Consider the following 16,321-nt stretch of genomic DNA (forward strand, 5'->3'; position numbering starts at 1 on the left):
CTCTACTGCCCGCTCAGCCAAGTGTCGAAGAACTGCAGGCGAGCGGACGCCTCGAATTTCAGATCCTGCACTGTCGACGCCGCGCCGACGGCCTGCGAGAGTTCGATCGTCGGAATCCACAATCCGTTGTCGAGCACCTGCTGCTGGGCGGTTGCGAGGATCTCGTTGCGCGCCGCAACGTCGGTGGTCGAGAGCTGCTCCGTCAACGATGCATCCAAATCCGGAATCGGGCCGCGCGCGTTCAAGTTCCGTCCGTCCACAGCAAACGAGGTGCGCAGAATGTCGCCGTCGGCGCGGGTGCTGTTGTAGTACGTCGCGTCGTAGTCCTTCGTGCCTTGCCGTGCCGTCGCCTCCGAATTGGAGACCAACTCGAGCTGTAGGTCGACACCCACTGCACGCAGCTGCTGTTGGGTCAGTTCCAGAATCGCCTGGTTGCCGGCGAACACCGCCGAGTACATGACCTTGAAACTCAGCTTCTGCCCGTCCTTTTCACGGATGCCGTCTCCACCGGGAACCCAGCCCGCGGCGTCGAGCAGCGATTTCGCCTTCTCGGGATCGTAGGTGACATCGGCGAGCTCGACGTAACCCGGCGTGGCGCTGGCCAACGTGCTTGTCGCTGTCCGGAAGTCGGGTCCGAGGACCGTATCGACGAGTTCCTGACGGTTGATCGCCGGCACCAAGGCCGTCCGGACGGCGGGGTCCTGTAGCGCACCGCGAGTGACGTTGGGCTGAATGCCGAACGGAACGCCCGGATTGGATGCCGTCAGGATCCGGCCACCGGTCGCCTCGATCTGTGGAGCGTCCTGCGGTAGTGCATCGCTGACGGCGTCGAGCTGGTCAGAGGAAAGACTGCCGGTACGTACACCAGATTCGGGCACGATGGTGAACTCGATGCGGTCCAGGTAGGCCTCGCCCTCGTGACCGAATACCGCAGAGCCCCAGTTGTATCCGCTTCGCCTGGCCAGAGTGACGGAACGGTCCTGTTGATAGTCCGCGTAGGTGAACGGTCCCGATCCGACGTTGGTACCTAAGCACCGCGACTCCGCCGACTGCGCCGAGGTCGCGATGGATTGAATTCCGAGTTGAGGCGTCGAACTCGCCTGCAGGAACTGCGCATTGGGTGCCGAGAAGTCGATGCGAATGGTGAGCGGGTCCACGACAGTGGCACCTTGATATCCGGTCAGGTAACTGGCAGCAAGCGGAGCCTTGGCAGCACCGAGGGTGCCGGTGATGGCGTCGAAATTGTCCTTCACGGCGGTGGCGTCGAGCGGGGTGCCGTCACTGAACGTCACACCGTCCTTCAACTGGAAGGTGAAGGACTTCGCGTCGGCACCGACCTCCCAACTCTCGGCCAACCATGGCTCGACTTCTCCGGTTTCAGGGTTCTGGTCGGTAAGCGAATCGACCACCTGCCGGGTGACGTAGATGGTTTGATTCGTACCCGCCTGAGCCGGGTCGGAGCAGGTAGGAGCCCCGGACAGTCCGTAACGCAGCGTCCCTCCGGACTGCGGTGGGCCCGCGTCGGCGGCCGAGGTGTTGGCGCTACCTGCGCACCCGGCGAGCAGTGTGGCGGTGGCGGCGATTACTCCGGCCACCAGAAGAACAGGGCGAGTGGACACGTGGGTGTCTCCGGTATCTGGTCGATCGCACGAGAACTCCGGCGTCCGAGCCACGTGTGCCCAGGAAGGAGTACGTGCAGATGATGAGGTGTGGTGTCGAAAAGTACGGTGCCGAAATGTCAGCTAAGACAGGTCGAACCGTTCAGACGGCACAAATCGAGATGGAGCCGGCGACAACCGGTGACGAAGCCTGCAGCTACTCGGGTATTCACGTGCGTTTCCTCCATCGGTCCCGGCGGTAGCACCCTCACCCGACAAGCGGGGGGTTGCTGCGACGTCATAGAGCCAGGTCTCTCGGTCGCTCTGGATGGTCCTACGCGTTCGATACTACGAGAGGGTCCGCGCAGTTGCCAACTTGGGTGAAGATCGGGGCGGTTTCCCGCCTGCACTCCTACATCGACATGAGAACGTAGAAGTACATCGACATGAGAACGTAGAAGCATGAAGTACGAGACGGAAATGCCGTTGTCGGGAGGCAACAGCACCGTCGTTCATCGGGTCGCCAAGACGGTGCGTCGAGCAACGGGAGACCACTCGTCTGCCGTACACAGTCTTCTCAAGGAGTTGGAGCGCAAGGGCTATCCCTACGCTCCGCGCTTCTTGGGAGGGGACGGTCAGGGTCGAGAAATACTCACGTATCGGCATGGGACTGCCGGGAACTACCCGATGCCGGCCGCCATTCGCAGCGTCGAAGCGCTGGAGAGCGCGGCCCGGATTCTACGTCGATTGCACGACCCCACCATCGGCCTGCGGTTGCCCGACGGCCACGCCCGACATCTGCCCGACGGCGTCGACCCCGAGGTGATCTGCCACTGGGATGCAGCTCCGTACAACTTCGTCTTCGAGGGTTCTGCAGCCGTCGGCTTGATCGATTTCGACGAAGCTGGACCGGGGCGACGCATAGACGACCTGGCCTATTTCGCCTATCGATTCGCGCCACTCTGCAGTGCCGACAACTTCTCCGACGGAGGATGGTCCTCGGACACGGATCAGTACGACAGGTTGCGCCGAATCTTCACGATCTATCCCGACCCTCGGGCTGCCGAACTCCCGGACATCGTCATCACCAGACTCGAGGCAATGAAACTCGCAGTCAGGGACGGGCCGAACCACGAGCACGGTGCCCTGTATTCGCGAGATCAAATGTTCATCGATCGGAACCGAGACCGAATAGTCGACGCGATTGTCTCCGCGGCGAAAGCTGTCCCCGGATCTGACCACTCAGTGGTGAGGAATACCTCGTCCGAGTGAACTGCTGACCCCCAAGTGACCTCCAACACCAGCGTGATGTTCGACCGCTTCGGCGATGTAGCGAATCTCGAACTTCGTTCGTTCGAGTCCGGCCCGGTTCCCGACGGGCATGTTCGCGTCGACATCACGGTGGCGGGCCTCAATCCGGTCGACTGGCAAATTGTCGAGTCACGCGATCTGGCGGAGGCATTCGGTATCACCACCCCTGTGGGTTTCGGCAACGACTTCGCTGGAGTCATCACCGAAACAGGGTCTTCGGTTACCGAATGGAGGGTTGGCGACCGCGTGTACGGCGGTGCTCGCGGAGCGGCACTGGCCAGTTCGGTGGTGCTCCATGAAAACCATCCGAGTATGCACTCGACGCCGGATTCGATCAGCGACCGTACCGCCGGAGTTCTGGACATCACAGGACGGCCCGCGTCCGCGGTCGCGGATGCGCTCGCCGTCCGCAGCGGCGAGACGGTACTGGTCGGATCAGCGGGAGGCGGAGTGGGTTCGATCTTGGTGCAGCTGCTCGTCCGCGCCGGTGCACGAGTGATCGGATCCGGGTCCCTCGAATCTGCAGACTTCATCCGCTCGCTCGGTGCTGTCCCGGTCGAATACGGCTCCAACCTCGAACGCGGCGTTCGCGTTGCCACGACCGGACCGGTCGCGGCGGCGACGGATTTGCACGGTATGGCAACTGCGAAGGCCGCGTTGGCACTCGGTGTTCCCCCTCACCGCATTGTGACCATCGAATCCGATACTCCACCGGCAGGCACCCTCGCCGTCAACGGCTCCGATGCTCAACCGGTCTCACTCTCCAAACTGACCGAATTGATCTCCGCCGGAGAGCTTTTCGTCCATATTGCAGCCGTCTATCCGCTCGAACAATTTGCGCAAGCAATTGCGCATCAGCGCAGCAGGCATGTGAACGGAAAGATCGCCATCGAAATCAGTTGAGTCCGCGGGAGTTCGACAATGGCGATTCCCATGACTGTCTCAGACGGCCACCGACAATGCAGCGCTCTCGCTGCCGCCAAAACTTGAATCGATCTGCTGCTCAACTAGTTTCGACTCGCTGTTGTTCACGTATTCAACCCAGTAACCGACTGTGTCGCCATCGGCGGCAAACCGATCCAGCACGTCCATGCACAGCCAGGTCGCAACCGAGAAATCCTGTTCCACCCCGTCGAGCCCCATGAGTGCCAACTCGTCGCCGACGGCGATGAGAGCGCGATCGACACCGGAACTACCGCGCTCGAGCCATCCCAACGCCCGCCGGAGATACTCCCAGTCGGCCGCGGCCACAGACTCGGTGGCCGATTGCCTGCACAATTCCGCCGTCGCAACGAGCGCGTCCACAACCGGTGCCGACACTGCGCCGTCGAGTTCGACGAGCATGCCTCGATCGGAATCGATCAGATCGGCCATGTAGCGCCAACGGGTCGGAAGGGCGACGTCCTCTGGCCACAGGTCCGTCGTACCGAACTGAAGTCGAGTGATCAGTTCCTTCGGTGAACTGCACGAAACGCCGAAACGAAATGCGTCGTTCATGTCGATCATCCTCGTTGGGTCACACGCAGCTGACGGGCACCGACTCGAAATCGAGTGGCGGAGGTACGGACACGCAGCGCGATCGTCACCGAAACCAGCAACGCTGCTGTGGTCGTTACGTCGGCCTTGACCGTTATTGAACGCCCCCACCTGCGCTGGCGCGACTCGACGTTACACAGAATCGACAACGTCACATTTTCAATCCATATGTGATCCGCCACAACAGACACCTGGCGTCGGTATGACATACCGAATTCAGACGATCGCAGCCCTTTTCATCGAGGCAGGGCAGACCGAGGATTGACACCGTTGAATCCGAGAGCAATGACGGTCCCCGCAAGTTCTTCGATCTGGCGAGCCCGGGCCAGACCACCGAGGACGTACGGGGTTGCACCGGTGTCGCGGACAAGTCCTGCAACGAGGTCGAGCGCGGCGAAATCGTCACCGGCGAGGGTAACCACGTCGTCTGCATGTGCGGACTGCCAATACGACGCGGGGTGAACGTTGAAGGCTTTGACGACATGGGCGTTCCGCGCACGTGAAGCGATATGTTCGGCCGAAGAACCGTGGCATAGAAGATGTTGTCCAACAGCATGTTCGACCGGATTCGTCGGGTCGATCACCGTTGTGGACGACAGTGCACCGGATGCGACACCGATCTGATCCAACACGTCGTCGATGCTGATCCAGGGGATAGCGAGCAGCACGGCCTGAGCAGCTGTCACGGCATCTTCCAGAGACCCCCCGCTGGCCTTACGACCGATGCGTGACGCTAGAAGCCGTGCTGCCGACGGCGAGCGTCCGCCGAAGACGACGGTGTGTCCTCGCGCAGCCCAGATTTCGCCCAGGGCAGCCGAAATGTTGCCGGTGCCGAGAATTCCTATACTGACTGTGCGAGGTGCTTCGCCGAATGTTGTGTTCATGGGTCAAGGTTAGGAAGTGCCCCGCGCACCGAATGGTGCGCAAGGACGGGGCACTATTACGGCGTGAGTGAACCCTCCGATGGGACGCATCGACTCGTGGTGGATTGTCAGCTGAGAGCGGCAACAGATCTGCTGCATCACCGCTGGGATGTTGTGGTCGTCGCCGCCTTGGGTGATGAGGCACTGCGAAGGGTTCATGTGAAGAAGTCAGTCGGTCCGATCAGAGACAAGTCTCTCAACGACGCACTCGCCCGGCTCTGCTCGAACGGACTGGTAAAACACAAGCCCCACCGGTCAATTCCGGGGGTATTCGTCTATGAGCTGACCGAGCTCGGTCGAGGTCTTCATGACGGGCCGTTGCGCGCACTCGGCATGTGGGCACAAGAGCACGGCGAAGAGCTACTGGCCGCCTCGAACGACTCCTGCGCCCTCTGACTCGGCACATTTGTCTAGTTGGTCTTCGAGCAGCTATGGAACGTGTGTTCGAAAGTTTGTCGGTGGGTCGCGATAGATTCTGTTCATGCTTTCGGGGGACGGCGGATCAGGGGTGGACGGCATCGAGACGGTGCCGCCCGCCCCTGAGGTGTCCGATCCCGAGTTGTCGATACTTGTGGACCGTGTCGAGTCCGCGGTCGCGGAGTTGGCCGAACAGGGGTCGGTGTCGTGGACGAACGCCGACCGGCGTGCGGTGATCCAACGCGTGGAAACGCTCACCAGGTCTGTGACGGCGTACTCGTACACCTGGCTCAACGAGTTGATAGATCAGCGCGGCCTCGATGTGTATCCGGGGTCCGTGCCGTGCTCGGTGGCGTGGATGCTGCGGATCACCCCACGAACCGCCGGGGCGCGAGTGCGCCTGGCAGCGGAGTTGGGTGATCGCACCGCCCTGTCCGGTGAAGCCCTGCCCCCGTTGTTGCCGCATACCGCCGAGGCGTTGCGGGCGGGGTTGCTCGATGCCAAGCATGTGCAGATGATCCGCGAATTCTTCAAACACTTGCCGACGAGTGTCGATCCGCAGACCCGCGATCTCGCCGAACAGCAGTTGGTGGGGTACGCCTGCACCCGGCGGCCCGACGATTTCGCTCCGTTGGTGGCGCACCTGGACTCGATCCTCAACCCCGACGGCGACTACGACGAGGACGAGGACGAGGACGAGGACGGTAAGCCCAGGCCACGCAAACGACGCGATGCGTTCTTCTACCTCGGTGAGCAGGGTGCCGACGGGATGTCGGAAGGAAACTTCTGTGTCGATTCCGAACTGCGGGCATACCTCGAGGCCCTGTTCTCGAAAGCCGCGAAACCCGGAGTGAACAATCCGGCCGACCCGACATCGGTCGTCCACGACGAAACCAGCGACGACGACGATGAGACCAGCGGCGGCGGGAGCGGCAGTGCCACTGCGCCGACGCCCGAGCCGACGGCCCGCGATGCCGGGCCGAGCGATGCAGGCCTGTGGGATGGGACGACCTGCAACGGGGACAGCGACTGCAGTGACGACAACTGCGGTGATTGCGACTGCGGTGACGACGAATGCTGCGAAGGCGACTGCGGAGTCGGTGCCGACTGTGGTTGCCGCACAGAGCCCGACGACACGCGCGACTCCGACGGATACGACGGGTCCGACGGCTCCGACGGCTCCGACGACACTGCAGGCACTGCTGAACCCGGCGGCCACTCCGGATCCGACGCCGACGGTGACCATCACCTTGACGATGACGCACCGGACACCGCAGTGCGCGACGCGGCTGCCGCGCGTGATCGACGTACCCAGAACGAACGCCGTCACGACGCCCTGAAAATGGCACTCCGGCACACACTCGCCTCCGGAACCCTCGGCACCCACCGCGGCCTCCCCGTCACCGCCATCGTCACCATGACCCTCAAAGACCTGAACGCCGGCTGCGGATACGCGATGCCCGCCACCGGATCCCGCGTCTCGATCCGCGACGCCATCCGTATGGCCTCCCACGCCCACCACTACCTGACCATCTTCGACGACCACGGCCGCGCTCTCTACCTCGGCCGATCCAAACGCATCGCCTCCGCAGACCAACGCATCGTGCTCATCGCCCGAGACCGCGGCTGCAGCTTCCCCTCCTGCACCCGCCCCGCGACCTGGTGCCAAGCCCACCACCTCGACGACTGGACCGACGGCGGCTACACCGACATCGACTCCCTCACCTTCGGCTGCGACATGCACCACGCACTCGTCGGCACCGGACCAGGAAAATGGGCAACCACCAAAACCACCGCAGCACATCGATATCCGGGCCGCACCCTCTGGCACCCACCCACCGGAATGGACCCCAGGCGCCGCGGGCTGATCAACCACGCCCACCACCCCGAAGAAGTCCTCTACCCACCCGACCACCACGGCGAGACCGGAGATGCAGGTGACGAGGAACCACGACAACCCGCATGACGACCTACACCAGCATCACGGCACAGCTCTGCTTGCTGCACAGACATGCGCTGAAGCCAACGGCATGCCACACGGCGAGTGATCCACGCTTGCGCCCACCAACGATCAGGTCTTCGATGAGGGCAACGACCATCGGAGGGGCGCAAGCACATGGCGTACGACGAGCTTCTTGCAGACCGCGTTCGCGACATCCTCTCCGATCAGGAAAGTCTGCGCGAGCAGAAGATGTTCGGCGGTCTGGCCTTCATGGTGCGAGACAAGATGATGGTGTGCGTCGGCACCGGGAATCGTGCTCTGCTGGTTCGGGTGGACGGAGTTCGCGAACCCGAATACCTCGAGCGCGACGGAGCCCACCACGCTGTGATGGGTCGCGACCGGTCGATGGGCCAGGGGTGGATCACCGTCGACGCGAATGCACTGACAACCGAAAAGGCACTGGATTTCTGGGTCGCCGCCGCGCTCGAATACAACGCGAACACTGCAGGCCGGACACCCTGATCGCTACTCACGAAGTGAGACGACCACCCTTCTGATTGCCGAGTTGCTGCGCCCAACGGCGCATTCCTGCCGGACCCGTTCCCTCTGCGTATCTACGGAACAGCCTCCGGGACTCGTCGCGACGAATCCCGCCGAGCACCTCGCGCGGCTTGACGAAGTGCGGAGACCGGACCGGTGGTTTCCGAACACGCAATAGTTCGGCCGCTCCGTCGTCCGGCGACTCGAGGGCAAACCACACTCGGCTCACGCCGAGCGCGACAGCAGCGCCCACGCACATAAGACACGGCTCGACGGTCACCGCAAGTGTCAGCTCCCCCGACGCCGGACGGAACCCGAGCGCCTTGTCTGCCTGTTCCAGGGCGAGCAGATCAGCATGCACGAGACGTCGACCCTGCGCTCGCTCCTGTGTGTACGCACTTCCGAGCACCTGTTCGGCATCGAAGACCACTGCCCCGATCGGCAATTCGCCCCGGTCCAGACCCGCGACGGCAACCTCGATCGCGGCACCGATTGCCGAGTCAGTTGCGTGCCCACCCGGCGGGACGTTGCCGTTCTCCACATCCGCTCCGGTCACGACTTCAGGCCTTCGAGGCCTCGTCGGCGGCGACGCGCGTCGGCGATGGCGAACACGAGGGACAACAACAGCATCGCGAGACACACTCCCAGTCCGGCGGCGACGGCCCGGCCGTAACCACCCGCCGAGGACCCGAGTATTCCGAGATAAATCCCCGATACCGCCGCCAGCGAAATTGTTGCCGAGAGTCGTTGTGACAGTTGCAGGAATGCAGCTGCCACGCCACTCGCTCCGGCCGGGGCGTACTCGAGGGTCAAACCACGATTGGGTGCGTCCACCAGACCGCTCGCGACCCCCGACACGGCTGCGAGTACTACGAAGACGATCACCACATGTTCTCGCGGAACGGTATTGACCGTACCGATGTACCCGGCGACCACTGCGATTTCGACGACAACCGCCCCCACTACCGCCGAACGTCCGAACCTCGACACCAGCCGCCAACCGAAGGCCGAGGTGACCGCCATCATGAGCGAACTCCCGGCCATGACCAACGCCGCGCGCAGAGCACTGAAGCCGAGCCCCTCGATCAGATACAGGCTGAGCACCGCGTTGAGAGCCAGCACCGCACCGAACCAGAACATCGCCACCAACGTGCCCAAGACGTAACCGCGCCGAGCCAGGAGTGCGGGCAACAGAACGGGCACTCCCCCGCGTGCTGCGAATCGGCGCTCCCACAACCAGAAACCGACCAGCATTGCGCCCGACGCAGCCACCGACAACAACGAAAACACGAACGCCATCGACGACACCAACGGAAGCAACAGCAGCAGTGTCGCAGTACCCAGCGCGAGCAACCCCACAGAATCGACGCGGACACCCTGCCGGGCAATGCGATCCGGTCGCAAATACAACACGGCGAGAATCAGCGTCACCACCGCGAACGGGACATTCAGCATCAACAGCACTCGCCAGCCGACATCCGGATCGAGCCAGCCCAGCAACGCGCCACCCAGCACGGGGCCACACAACCCGGCCACACCTCCCGCCGTGCTGTACGCACCCAACGCCCGTGCTCGTGCCCGACCGGAGAACCGATCGGTGATAATGCCGAGAACCTGGGAAGACACCACTCCGGCGCCCACACCCTGGCCGAGCCGAGCAGCCACAACCATCCACGGGTCGGCAGCCATCGCGCCGAGCAGCCCCATGACCGAGAACAGCGCAAGCCCGCACAGGAACAACCGGCGGCGACCGATCACGTCTCCGAGCCGCCCTGCCGGCACCAGCGCCAGGCCGAACGTCAGTGAGTAGCTCGCCAGGATCCACTGAACCTCGGCGGTACCGGCATCGAGCGAACTCCGAATCGCTGGTATGCCGATGCCGAGAACAGCCGAATCGAGCAGAGTGGTGAACCCTGCTGCGGCACAAACGACTACCTCTGCGGTAGTGCCGGTGGTCCTCGCGTCGAGCTGTGTTGCGGGTGGGGCACTCACTATCGCGGACTCATTCGAGACTTTTCTCGAAGGGATGCGATCCGACCACCTTGGACGGCAAGCTCCGGTCGAACAATGGGGTATATCCGGCTGACAGGTACAGGGCCACGGCCTCGGGCTGATTCCAGCCGGTTGTGAGATACACCCGACGATAGCCACGATCACGTGCGCTGCGTTCCAGCTCGGCTACAACGAGTTTGCCGAAACCTTTGCCGCGGTGCACTTTCGAGGTCCATATGCGCTTGAGCTCGGCGGTGGTCGAGTCGTACTGCCGGTACGCGCCACCGGCAACCGGAACGCCGTCGGTCAATGCAATCACCAGAACACCGCCCGGAGGGGCGAACTCCTGAGCGGGATAGGACTTCAATTCTTGATATTGAACGCCGGGACTGCGGCCGTACCTGGACGCATACTCCGCCGCCAGCTCCTGCAGCAGAGGCGCCGCAAGCGGATCGTTCTGATCGACTTCGACGAAGTTCAGCCGTACTCGACCGGTGTCGCCAGTGCGAGGGGTCAGATCGAACGTTGCGCTCATGTGCTTCCTGTCTCGATTATCCGTCGACCAGATCTGCGACCAGTTCCCCGATCGCGGGGGCGAACTTGAATCCATGGCCCGAGAATCCCGCAGCGACAACTGTGTTGCCACTGCGTCCGATGGCGAAGTTGGAATCGGGAGTACTGGTGTACAGGCACGTCAGCGGATCGGCCGTATCGGCGTTCACTCCGGGCAACCACGTGCGCGCGTACTCGATCAGGCGATCGACTCCCGCGGGATCGGCCACGAAGTCGCGGGTGTGCGGATCGACGACCGGTCCGGTGGCATGCTCGCCGATCTTGATACCGTCCGGCGACGACAGCCCGTAAATGCCGGCCGTATCGAGAACGGCACCGGGATGGTGGATGAAGCTCGGCCACTCCGCGTCTGGGCTCAACGGAACGAAGTGCGCCGGCTGTTCCTGGGTGGTGACCAACGGCGGAGTGGCACCGTGCGGCGCGAACTCGGCCGTCCATGCTCCCGCCGCGAGAACGACCACATCGGCCACGTAGGTGCGGTAGTCCGTCACCACTTCGGAGCCGGAGATCTCACGCACCGGCGTCTCGTATTCGACCGTCGCACCGCGCGAGCGAGCGGCCGCAATTGCTGCGGTGACGCTGCGATCGGCGTGAAGTCGCCCGGCCGTGGCGTGGAACAGTACTGTGGTGTCGAATCGAAGACCGGGCCACCGCCGCTGCGCAGCAATGGGTTCCAACACCTCGAACTCCAGACCTGCCCGCTCGAGTGCGCCGATCCTCGGGTTCACCGTCTTCGGATCTCCATGATCGACGGCTCCCGTGATGTCCAACAACTCCGAGTCGGTTGCGGTTTCGAGCTCACGCCAAAGTCCGTGTGCCCGGGCGGCCAGTGCCACGTAGTAGTCGTCGGCATATGCGTGCCGAAAAATTCGCGAGCTGCCGTGCGAGGCACCGTTCTTGTGCCCCGGCCCGAACTGCTCGAGCAGGGTGACGTCATGACCGCGTCGCGCAATCTGCCACGCCGACGACGCGCCCATGATGCCGCCACCGACGACTACTACTTTCACCGTCTGCCTACGCCGCGGGCTTGCGGGGCAGCCCGGGCGGGTTGATGACGGACTCGGACACAGCCTCGGACTGCAGACCCCAGCGATCGATCACCTTCTGGTAGCTGCCATCGTCGATGGCATGTTGCAGTGCCTCACGGACGGCCTCGATGAGACCGTTGTCCTTCTTCGTCAGCACCGCGATCTCACCCTGCAGCGCGTCACCGGCCCCGGAGAAGGTGCCGATGACTTTCGATTCACCACTGGTCGCGGCGTGGTAGACGGCAGAGGGGTTCGGCCCGAGATAGCCGTCGATGCGCTTCGATCCCAGCGCCAGGTAGTAATCGGACGTGTTCTGGTAGTAAGCGAGCTCGGCCGGCGCAAGACCCTCGGCCACGTTCGCCTCGTTCCAGTCCACCAACAGCTGTTCTTGGTTGGTGCCGGAGGAGACGCCGATCTTCTTGCCGGCAATGTCCTGACGCTTCTCGACCTTCCAGTCGGTGTCCTTCTGGGTCTCGAATGCAAGATTGTCGAGCCGATAGGTGGCGAAGTCGTACTTGTCTTTTCGCTCCTCGGTGACCGTGACGTTGGAGATGAACACGTCGTTCTCACCGGAGTCGATCTTCACGAAGTTCTGCGACCAGTCGGCAACTTGCAGATCGACGTCCAACCCGAGAATGTCGCCGACGAGGTAGGAGAAGTCGACCTCGGATCCGACGATGGTGGTGTCGTCGGTGGCGTAGAAGCGCAGCGGCGGCGCAGTTCCGCCCGAGCCGGTGACGATCAGCGTTCCCCGGTCTCGAATGGCCTGTGGCACTTTTGCGGCGATCTCGTCGACCTTGTCGACTCGAACTCGATCGGTCTGCTCGGGCGAGAGGTCGAAGCTTTGACCGTCTTCGGTGACGACCTGCGACTCGGCCGCAGGCTCGCTGCAGGCGGTCGCGGTGAGCGCCACGATGGCCATTGCTGCGGCCATGACCGTCAGCCTGCGTGATTGTTTAGACATGAGTGTTGTCCGTCTTTCGGTTGTACGGAGATGGTCTACAGGACGTGGGAGAGGAACGATTTGGTCCGCTCGTGCTGCGGGGAGTCGAGAAGCGCTGCAGGAGATCCCTGCTCGACGATGAGGCCGGCGTCCATGAAGACCACCGTGTCGGCGATTTCGCGAGCGAATCCGACCTCGTGGGTGACGATCACCAACGTGGCTCCATCGCGTGCAAGTCCGCGGATGACTTCCAGCACCTCGCCAACGAGCTCCGGATCGAGCGCCGAGGTGGGCTCGTCGAACAGAATTACTTTGGGACGCAGCGCCAGTGCCCGCGCGATGGCAACTCGCTGCTGCTGACCTCCGGAGAGCCGACGAGGGTAGTCGTGCGCTTTCGCGGCGACGCCGACCCGCTCGAGCAGCGCCAGCGCCTCGGGCTCCACGTCCGCACGCTTACGCTTCTGCGCCGAGATCGGTGCCTCGATGACGTTCTCGAGTACCGTCAGGTGCGGAAACAGGTTGAAGTTCTGGAACACGAACCCGATCTGTGAACGCTGACGCAGAATCTCACGGTTGCTGAGCTCGTGCAGCTTGGCACCCTTGCGTTTGTAGCCCACCAGATCGCCGTCGACCCGAACAGTCCCCTGGTCGACTTTCTCGAGGTGATTGATGATGCGCAGCAGGGTCGATTTACCGGATCCGGACGGGCCGATGACTGCGGTGACCTCCCCGGGCCGGACGGTGAGGTCGACGCCTTTGAGCACTTCGAGGGCACCGTAGGACTTGTGCACACCGCGCACCTCGACGGCGTAGGTCTTCGCGGACGTCGTGGCATCGAGTGTGGTCATCGTGTCGCTCCTCGCGGGGCGAGAGTGATCTCGGCCAGCTGCTTCCGTAGCTTCTGGATCGGCGTCAGCTCGATGTTGCGCACTGCCCCCTTCGCGTAGTGCCGCTCCACGTAGTACTGCACCACCGACAGAATCGAGGTGAGAATGATGTACCAGACGGTGGCCACCATCAGCAGCGGTACCACTCGGCCGCTTCGGCCGTAGATGACCTGAACCTGGTAGAACAGTTCGGCGATGGCCATGACGGAGACGATCGAGGTGCCCTTGAACAGGCTGATCACCTCGTTGGCCGCGTTGGGGAGAATGCCTCGCATCGCCTGCGGAAGAATGATCTTGAAGAACTCTCGCCTTTTCGGAATACCCAGTGCTGCAGATGCTTCCAGCTGACCCTGGTCTACCGAGATGATACCTGCGCGGACGATCTCAGCGGAGTATGCAGCCTGATGCAGAGCGAGCCCGATAATCGCTGCGGTCGAGCCGCTGATGACATTGTTGACGTCGAACTCGAAGAAGCTGGGACCGAACGGAATCCCCAGCGACAAGGTTTGGTACAGGTACGCGATGTTGAACCAGAACAGCAGCTGCACGATCAGCGGAATGGACCGGAACGCCCAGATGTAGAACCACGAGATCACCTGCAGCACTGGGTTGTTCGACAGTCTGGCTACCGCAAGCGCGACACCGAGAGCGAAGCCGATCAGGGTGCCCCAGAACGTGAGCTGGATGGTGAGCCACAGGGCCGAGAGCACCGATTGCGCGGTGAAGTACTGGGCGAACGTGCCCCAGTCCCATCCCGGATTGGTGGCGAAGCCGTGCAGGAACTGGGCCACCACGACCAGGGTGGCGATGCTGATCACCCAACGCCACGGATGCCATTTCCTGGCCACGACGAGTTGCTCGTCGGGGACCTGCGCATCGTCACCTGGGTTCGAGGCCGCAGGTCGCGCTTGTAGTTGAGTCACCGGAACCGCCGGGCCGGATGGGCAGCGATCATCGCTGTAGGGCCTCTCGAAAAGTATGGGCTGAAGGTGGGCAGGTTCAGGCCGACGTACAGACGCAGGTGCCCGCTCGGCACAGGTCGACGTGCAGACGTCGCCAGGTAGCGCAATTCATCGAACGTTCCTCCATCGGTCCTGGCGGTAGCACCCACACCTTCGGCAAAGAAGGGGGTTGCTGCGACGTCATCGAGCCAAGGTCTCTCGGTCGCTCTGGATGGTGATGCAGAATCTATGGGCCGAATATCGAAATGTCAAGCGCACGTTCATCTTCGAGTTGGAATCACATTGATTTCAACTCTTGCCGTCTGGCCGATCAGCCGAACGCACCCCGAAAGCGGGCCGCCGGATGCGAGTCGGGTAGCCGATCGACACCGGTTAACTTGCGTCGTACAGTGCCCGACTCGTATTCGCGTTGCGCAAGCCCTCGGTGCTGCAGAATCGGCGTCAAATGCTCGATGAACTCCAGGTAGCTGCCCGGAATCGTCGCATTGATGACGTTGATCCCGTCGACCCCGGCATCGCGCCACTGTTCGAGCCGGTCGGCGATGGACTCGGGCGTTCCCACCACTCGGCCGCTCCGAGTCCGCATCCGGGCAAGATCTCGGACGGTGGGTTCACGGTCGGGTATTGCTTCGCGGAGCCACGCCAACGTGCTCTGCGATCCCTCCCCCTGCACCTCGCCGATAGAAGTATCCAGGTCGTAGAAGCCCAGATCGATGCCGATACCGCCTGCGGCATGCGCGATCATCGCCTCGTCGTCGACGTACTCGTCCAGCTCAGCGGCTTTACGTGCCGCTTCCGCCTCGGTGCTCCCGATGACGAACGACAGACCCTGGAAGAATTCGAGGTCCTCCGCGGATCTTCCGGCCTCGACGACCAGACGGCGCGTGTCGGAGATGAGCGAACGAGCGGCCTCTGGAGTCGGCGAGGCAATGAATTGGGCCTCGGCGTTACGCGCCGCGAAGCGCCGGCCCGTCGGAGATGATCCGGCCTGGAACAACAACGGCGTCCGCTGTGGAGACGGAGCCACGAGATGCGGGCCCTCGACGCTGTAGCGCGCACCGACATGATCGATCTTGTGCACCTTGGAGAAGTCGCTGTGCCGTCCGGATACTCTGTCCTGCAACAGAGCCCCGTCGTCCCACGACCCTTCCCACAGCTTGTACACCACATCGACGTACTCGTCCGCCCAGGCATATCGATCCTCGTGCAATGCCATGTCTCCGAAGCCGAAGTTTCGCCAGGCGTTGGGCGACAGACTCGTCACGATGTTCCAGGCGATGCGGCCGTCCGACGCATGATCGAGCGTGGACATCTTCCGCGCGGAGTTGAACGGATGCTCCTGCAGAATCGACGACGTCAAGGCGATCCCGAGATGCTCTGTTGCGTAGGCAATTGCCGACGCGATCACGGTGGGATCGTTGCTGGGGACTTGCAATCCGGATTCGACGAACTTCTCCCAGGAGCCCTGATAGTCGTCGTACAGCCCCACGACATCGGCAAAGAATATGAAGTCGAACTTGCCGCGCTCGAGTTCTTTCGCCAACGACACCCAATGTTCCAATGACGAGAAATTGGTCTGTTCCGCCTCCGGCTTGCGCCACGCACCGTGCACGATATGAGAGGTGGTGTTCATGACAAATGCGGAAAACTTGAGCGGCCGAGTCATACC

Annotated in this window: 16 protein-coding genes and 2 riboswitches; of the genes, 5 read left to right on the forward strand and 11 right to left on the reverse strand. The window is 62.7% G+C overall.

Going from position 1 to position 16,321, the window contains the following annotated elements:
• Positions 1-2 precede the first annotated feature (2 nt).
• Complete coding sequence (locus ACQR3T_RS27130) at positions 3-1,619, reverse strand: ABC transporter substrate-binding protein (RefSeq protein WP_428695627.1); 1,617 nt, start codon at positions 1,617-1,619, stop codon at positions 3-5.
• Between the two features lie 220 nt (positions 1,620-1,839).
• Positions 1,840-1,933, reverse strand: a riboswitch (SAM riboswitch).
• Positions 1,934-2,060: 127 nt separating this feature from the next.
• On the opposite strand from ACQR3T_RS27130, the gene ACQR3T_RS27135 reads away from it, so the two are divergent.
• Together ACQR3T_RS27135 and ACQR3T_RS27140 are read left to right on the forward strand one after the other, a co-directional pair.
• Positions 2,061-2,870 (forward strand): phosphotransferase, encoded by an 810-nt coding sequence (locus ACQR3T_RS27135; protein WP_428695628.1) that lies wholly within the window; start codon positions 2,061-2,063, stop codon positions 2,868-2,870.
• A gap of 15 nt (positions 2,871-2,885) precedes the next feature.
• A complete protein-coding gene (locus tag ACQR3T_RS27140; protein ID WP_428695629.1) occupies positions 2,886-3,812 on the forward strand; it encodes an NADP-dependent oxidoreductase in 927 nt (308 codons plus the stop codon).
• A gap of 39 nt (positions 3,813-3,851) precedes the next feature.
• Here the strand turns inward: ACQR3T_RS27140 and ACQR3T_RS27145 are convergent, their stop codons facing one another.
• Together ACQR3T_RS27145 and ACQR3T_RS27150 are read right to left on the reverse strand one after the other, a co-directional pair.
• Positions 3,852-4,406: a hypothetical protein gene (locus tag ACQR3T_RS27145; protein WP_428695630.1), complete on the reverse strand. Its 555-nt coding sequence runs from the start codon at positions 4,404-4,406 to the stop codon at positions 3,852-3,854.
• A 275-nt stretch (positions 4,407-4,681) separates the two neighbouring features.
• Positions 4,682-5,329, reverse strand: coding sequence for an NADPH-dependent F420 reductase (locus ACQR3T_RS27150; RefSeq protein WP_428695631.1), 648 nt, complete (start codon positions 5,327-5,329; stop codon positions 4,682-4,684).
• A 63-nt stretch (positions 5,330-5,392) separates the two neighbouring features.
• Here ACQR3T_RS27150 and ACQR3T_RS27155 point away from each other — a divergent pair, with 63 nt between their 5' ends.
• The 3 genes from ACQR3T_RS27155 to ACQR3T_RS27165 all read left to right on the forward strand — a co-directional run bounded on the left by ACQR3T_RS27155 (position 5,393) and on the right by ACQR3T_RS27165 (position 8,249).
• Positions 5,393-5,764, forward strand: coding sequence for a winged helix-turn-helix transcriptional regulator (locus tag ACQR3T_RS27155; protein ID WP_428695632.1), 372 nt, complete (start codon positions 5,393-5,395; stop codon positions 5,762-5,764).
• 85 nt (positions 5,765-5,849) lie between these two features.
• The gene (locus ACQR3T_RS27160; RefSeq protein WP_428695633.1) at positions 5,850-7,751 is read left to right on the forward strand and encodes a DUF222 domain-containing protein; all 1,902 of its coding nucleotides are present in this window, start codon (positions 5,850-5,852) and stop codon (positions 7,749-7,751) included.
• A 150-nt stretch (positions 7,752-7,901) separates the two neighbouring features.
• The gene (locus ACQR3T_RS27165; RefSeq protein WP_428695634.1) at positions 7,902-8,249 is read left to right on the forward strand and encodes a TfoX/Sxy family protein; all 348 of its coding nucleotides are present in this window, start codon (positions 7,902-7,904) and stop codon (positions 8,247-8,249) included.
• Positions 8,250-8,256: 7 nt separating this feature from the next.
• On the opposite strand, the gene ACQR3T_RS27170 is transcribed toward ACQR3T_RS27165, so the two are convergent.
• The 8 genes from ACQR3T_RS27170 to ACQR3T_RS27205 form a co-directional block, all read right to left on the reverse strand.
• A complete protein-coding gene (locus ACQR3T_RS27170; RefSeq protein ID WP_428695635.1) occupies positions 8,257-8,823 on the reverse strand; it encodes a nucleoside deaminase in 567 nt (188 codons plus the stop codon).
• The gene (locus ACQR3T_RS27175; protein ID WP_428695636.1) at positions 8,820-10,259 is read right to left on the reverse strand and encodes an MFS transporter; all 1,440 of its coding nucleotides are present in this window, start codon (positions 10,257-10,259) and stop codon (positions 8,820-8,822) included. Before ACQR3T_RS27175 ends, ACQR3T_RS27170 begins: the two co-directional genes overlap by 4 nt.
• A 10-nt stretch (positions 10,260-10,269) precedes the next feature.
• On the reverse strand, positions 10,270-10,794 hold the full coding sequence (locus ACQR3T_RS27180) for a GNAT family N-acetyltransferase (RefSeq protein ID WP_428695637.1): 525 nt from the start codon (positions 10,792-10,794) through the stop codon (positions 10,270-10,272).
• 16 nt (positions 10,795-10,810) lie between these two features.
• Positions 10,811-11,839, reverse strand: a complete 1,029-nt coding sequence (locus tag ACQR3T_RS27185) for an FAD-dependent oxidoreductase (protein WP_428695638.1) — start codon at positions 11,837-11,839, stop codon at positions 10,811-10,813.
• Between the two features lie 7 nt (positions 11,840-11,846).
• Positions 11,847-12,824, reverse strand: coding sequence for an ABC transporter substrate-binding protein (locus tag ACQR3T_RS27190; protein WP_428695639.1), 978 nt, complete (start codon positions 12,822-12,824; stop codon positions 11,847-11,849).
• Between the two features lie 35 nt (positions 12,825-12,859).
• Positions 12,860-13,651: an amino acid ABC transporter ATP-binding protein gene (locus tag ACQR3T_RS27195; protein ID WP_428695640.1), complete on the reverse strand. Its 792-nt coding sequence runs from the start codon at positions 13,649-13,651 to the stop codon at positions 12,860-12,862.
• Complete coding sequence (locus ACQR3T_RS27200) at positions 13,648-14,613, reverse strand: amino acid ABC transporter permease (protein WP_032380206.1); 966 nt, start codon at positions 14,611-14,613, stop codon at positions 13,648-13,650. Before ACQR3T_RS27200 ends, ACQR3T_RS27195 begins: the two co-directional genes overlap by 4 nt.
• Before the next feature lie 159 nt (positions 14,614-14,772).
• Positions 14,773-14,870, reverse strand: a riboswitch (SAM riboswitch).
• A gap of 92 nt (positions 14,871-14,962) precedes the next feature.
• Positions 14,963-16,318 (reverse strand): LLM class flavin-dependent oxidoreductase, encoded by a 1,356-nt coding sequence (locus ACQR3T_RS27205; protein ID WP_428695641.1) that lies wholly within the window; start codon positions 16,316-16,318, stop codon positions 14,963-14,965.
• Between the last annotated feature and the right edge of the window lie 3 nt (positions 16,319-16,321).

Origin of the sequence: Rhodococcus sp. IEGM1428 (assembly GCF_050321865.1) — a bacterium.
In the GTDB taxonomy this organism is placed as follows: Bacteria; Actinomycetota; Actinomycetes; order Mycobacteriales; family Mycobacteriaceae; genus Rhodococcoides.

Coding starts and splice junctions, on each gene's coding strand:
- ACQR3T_RS27190 (WP_428695639.1), bottom strand. CDS start 12,824: ATGTCTAAACAATCACGCAGGCTGACGGTCATGGCCGCAGCAATGGCC.
- ACQR3T_RS27195 (WP_428695640.1), bottom strand. CDS start 13,651: ATGACCACACTCGATGCCACGACGTCCGCGAAGACCTACGCCGTCGAG.
- ACQR3T_RS27165 (WP_428695634.1), top strand. CDS start 7,902: ATGGCGTACGACGAGCTTCTTGCAGACCGCGTTCGCGACATCCTCTCC.
- ACQR3T_RS27205 (WP_428695641.1), bottom strand. CDS start 16,318: ATGACTCGGCCGCTCAAGTTTTCCGCATTTGTCATGAACACCACCTCT.
- ACQR3T_RS27180 (WP_428695637.1), bottom strand. CDS start 10,794: ATGAGCGCAACGTTCGATCTGACCCCTCGCACTGGCGACACCGGTCGA.
- ACQR3T_RS27160 (WP_428695633.1), top strand. CDS start 5,850: ATGCTTTCGGGGGACGGCGGATCAGGGGTGGACGGCATCGAGACGGTG.
- ACQR3T_RS27135 (WP_428695628.1), top strand. CDS start 2,061: ATGAAGTACGAGACGGAAATGCCGTTGTCGGGAGGCAACAGCACCGTC.
- ACQR3T_RS27150 (WP_428695631.1), bottom strand. CDS start 5,329: ATGAACACAACATTCGGCGAAGCACCTCGCACAGTCAGTATAGGAATT.
- ACQR3T_RS27145 (WP_428695630.1), bottom strand. CDS start 4,406: ATGAACGACGCATTTCGTTTCGGCGTTTCGTGCAGTTCACCGAAGGAA.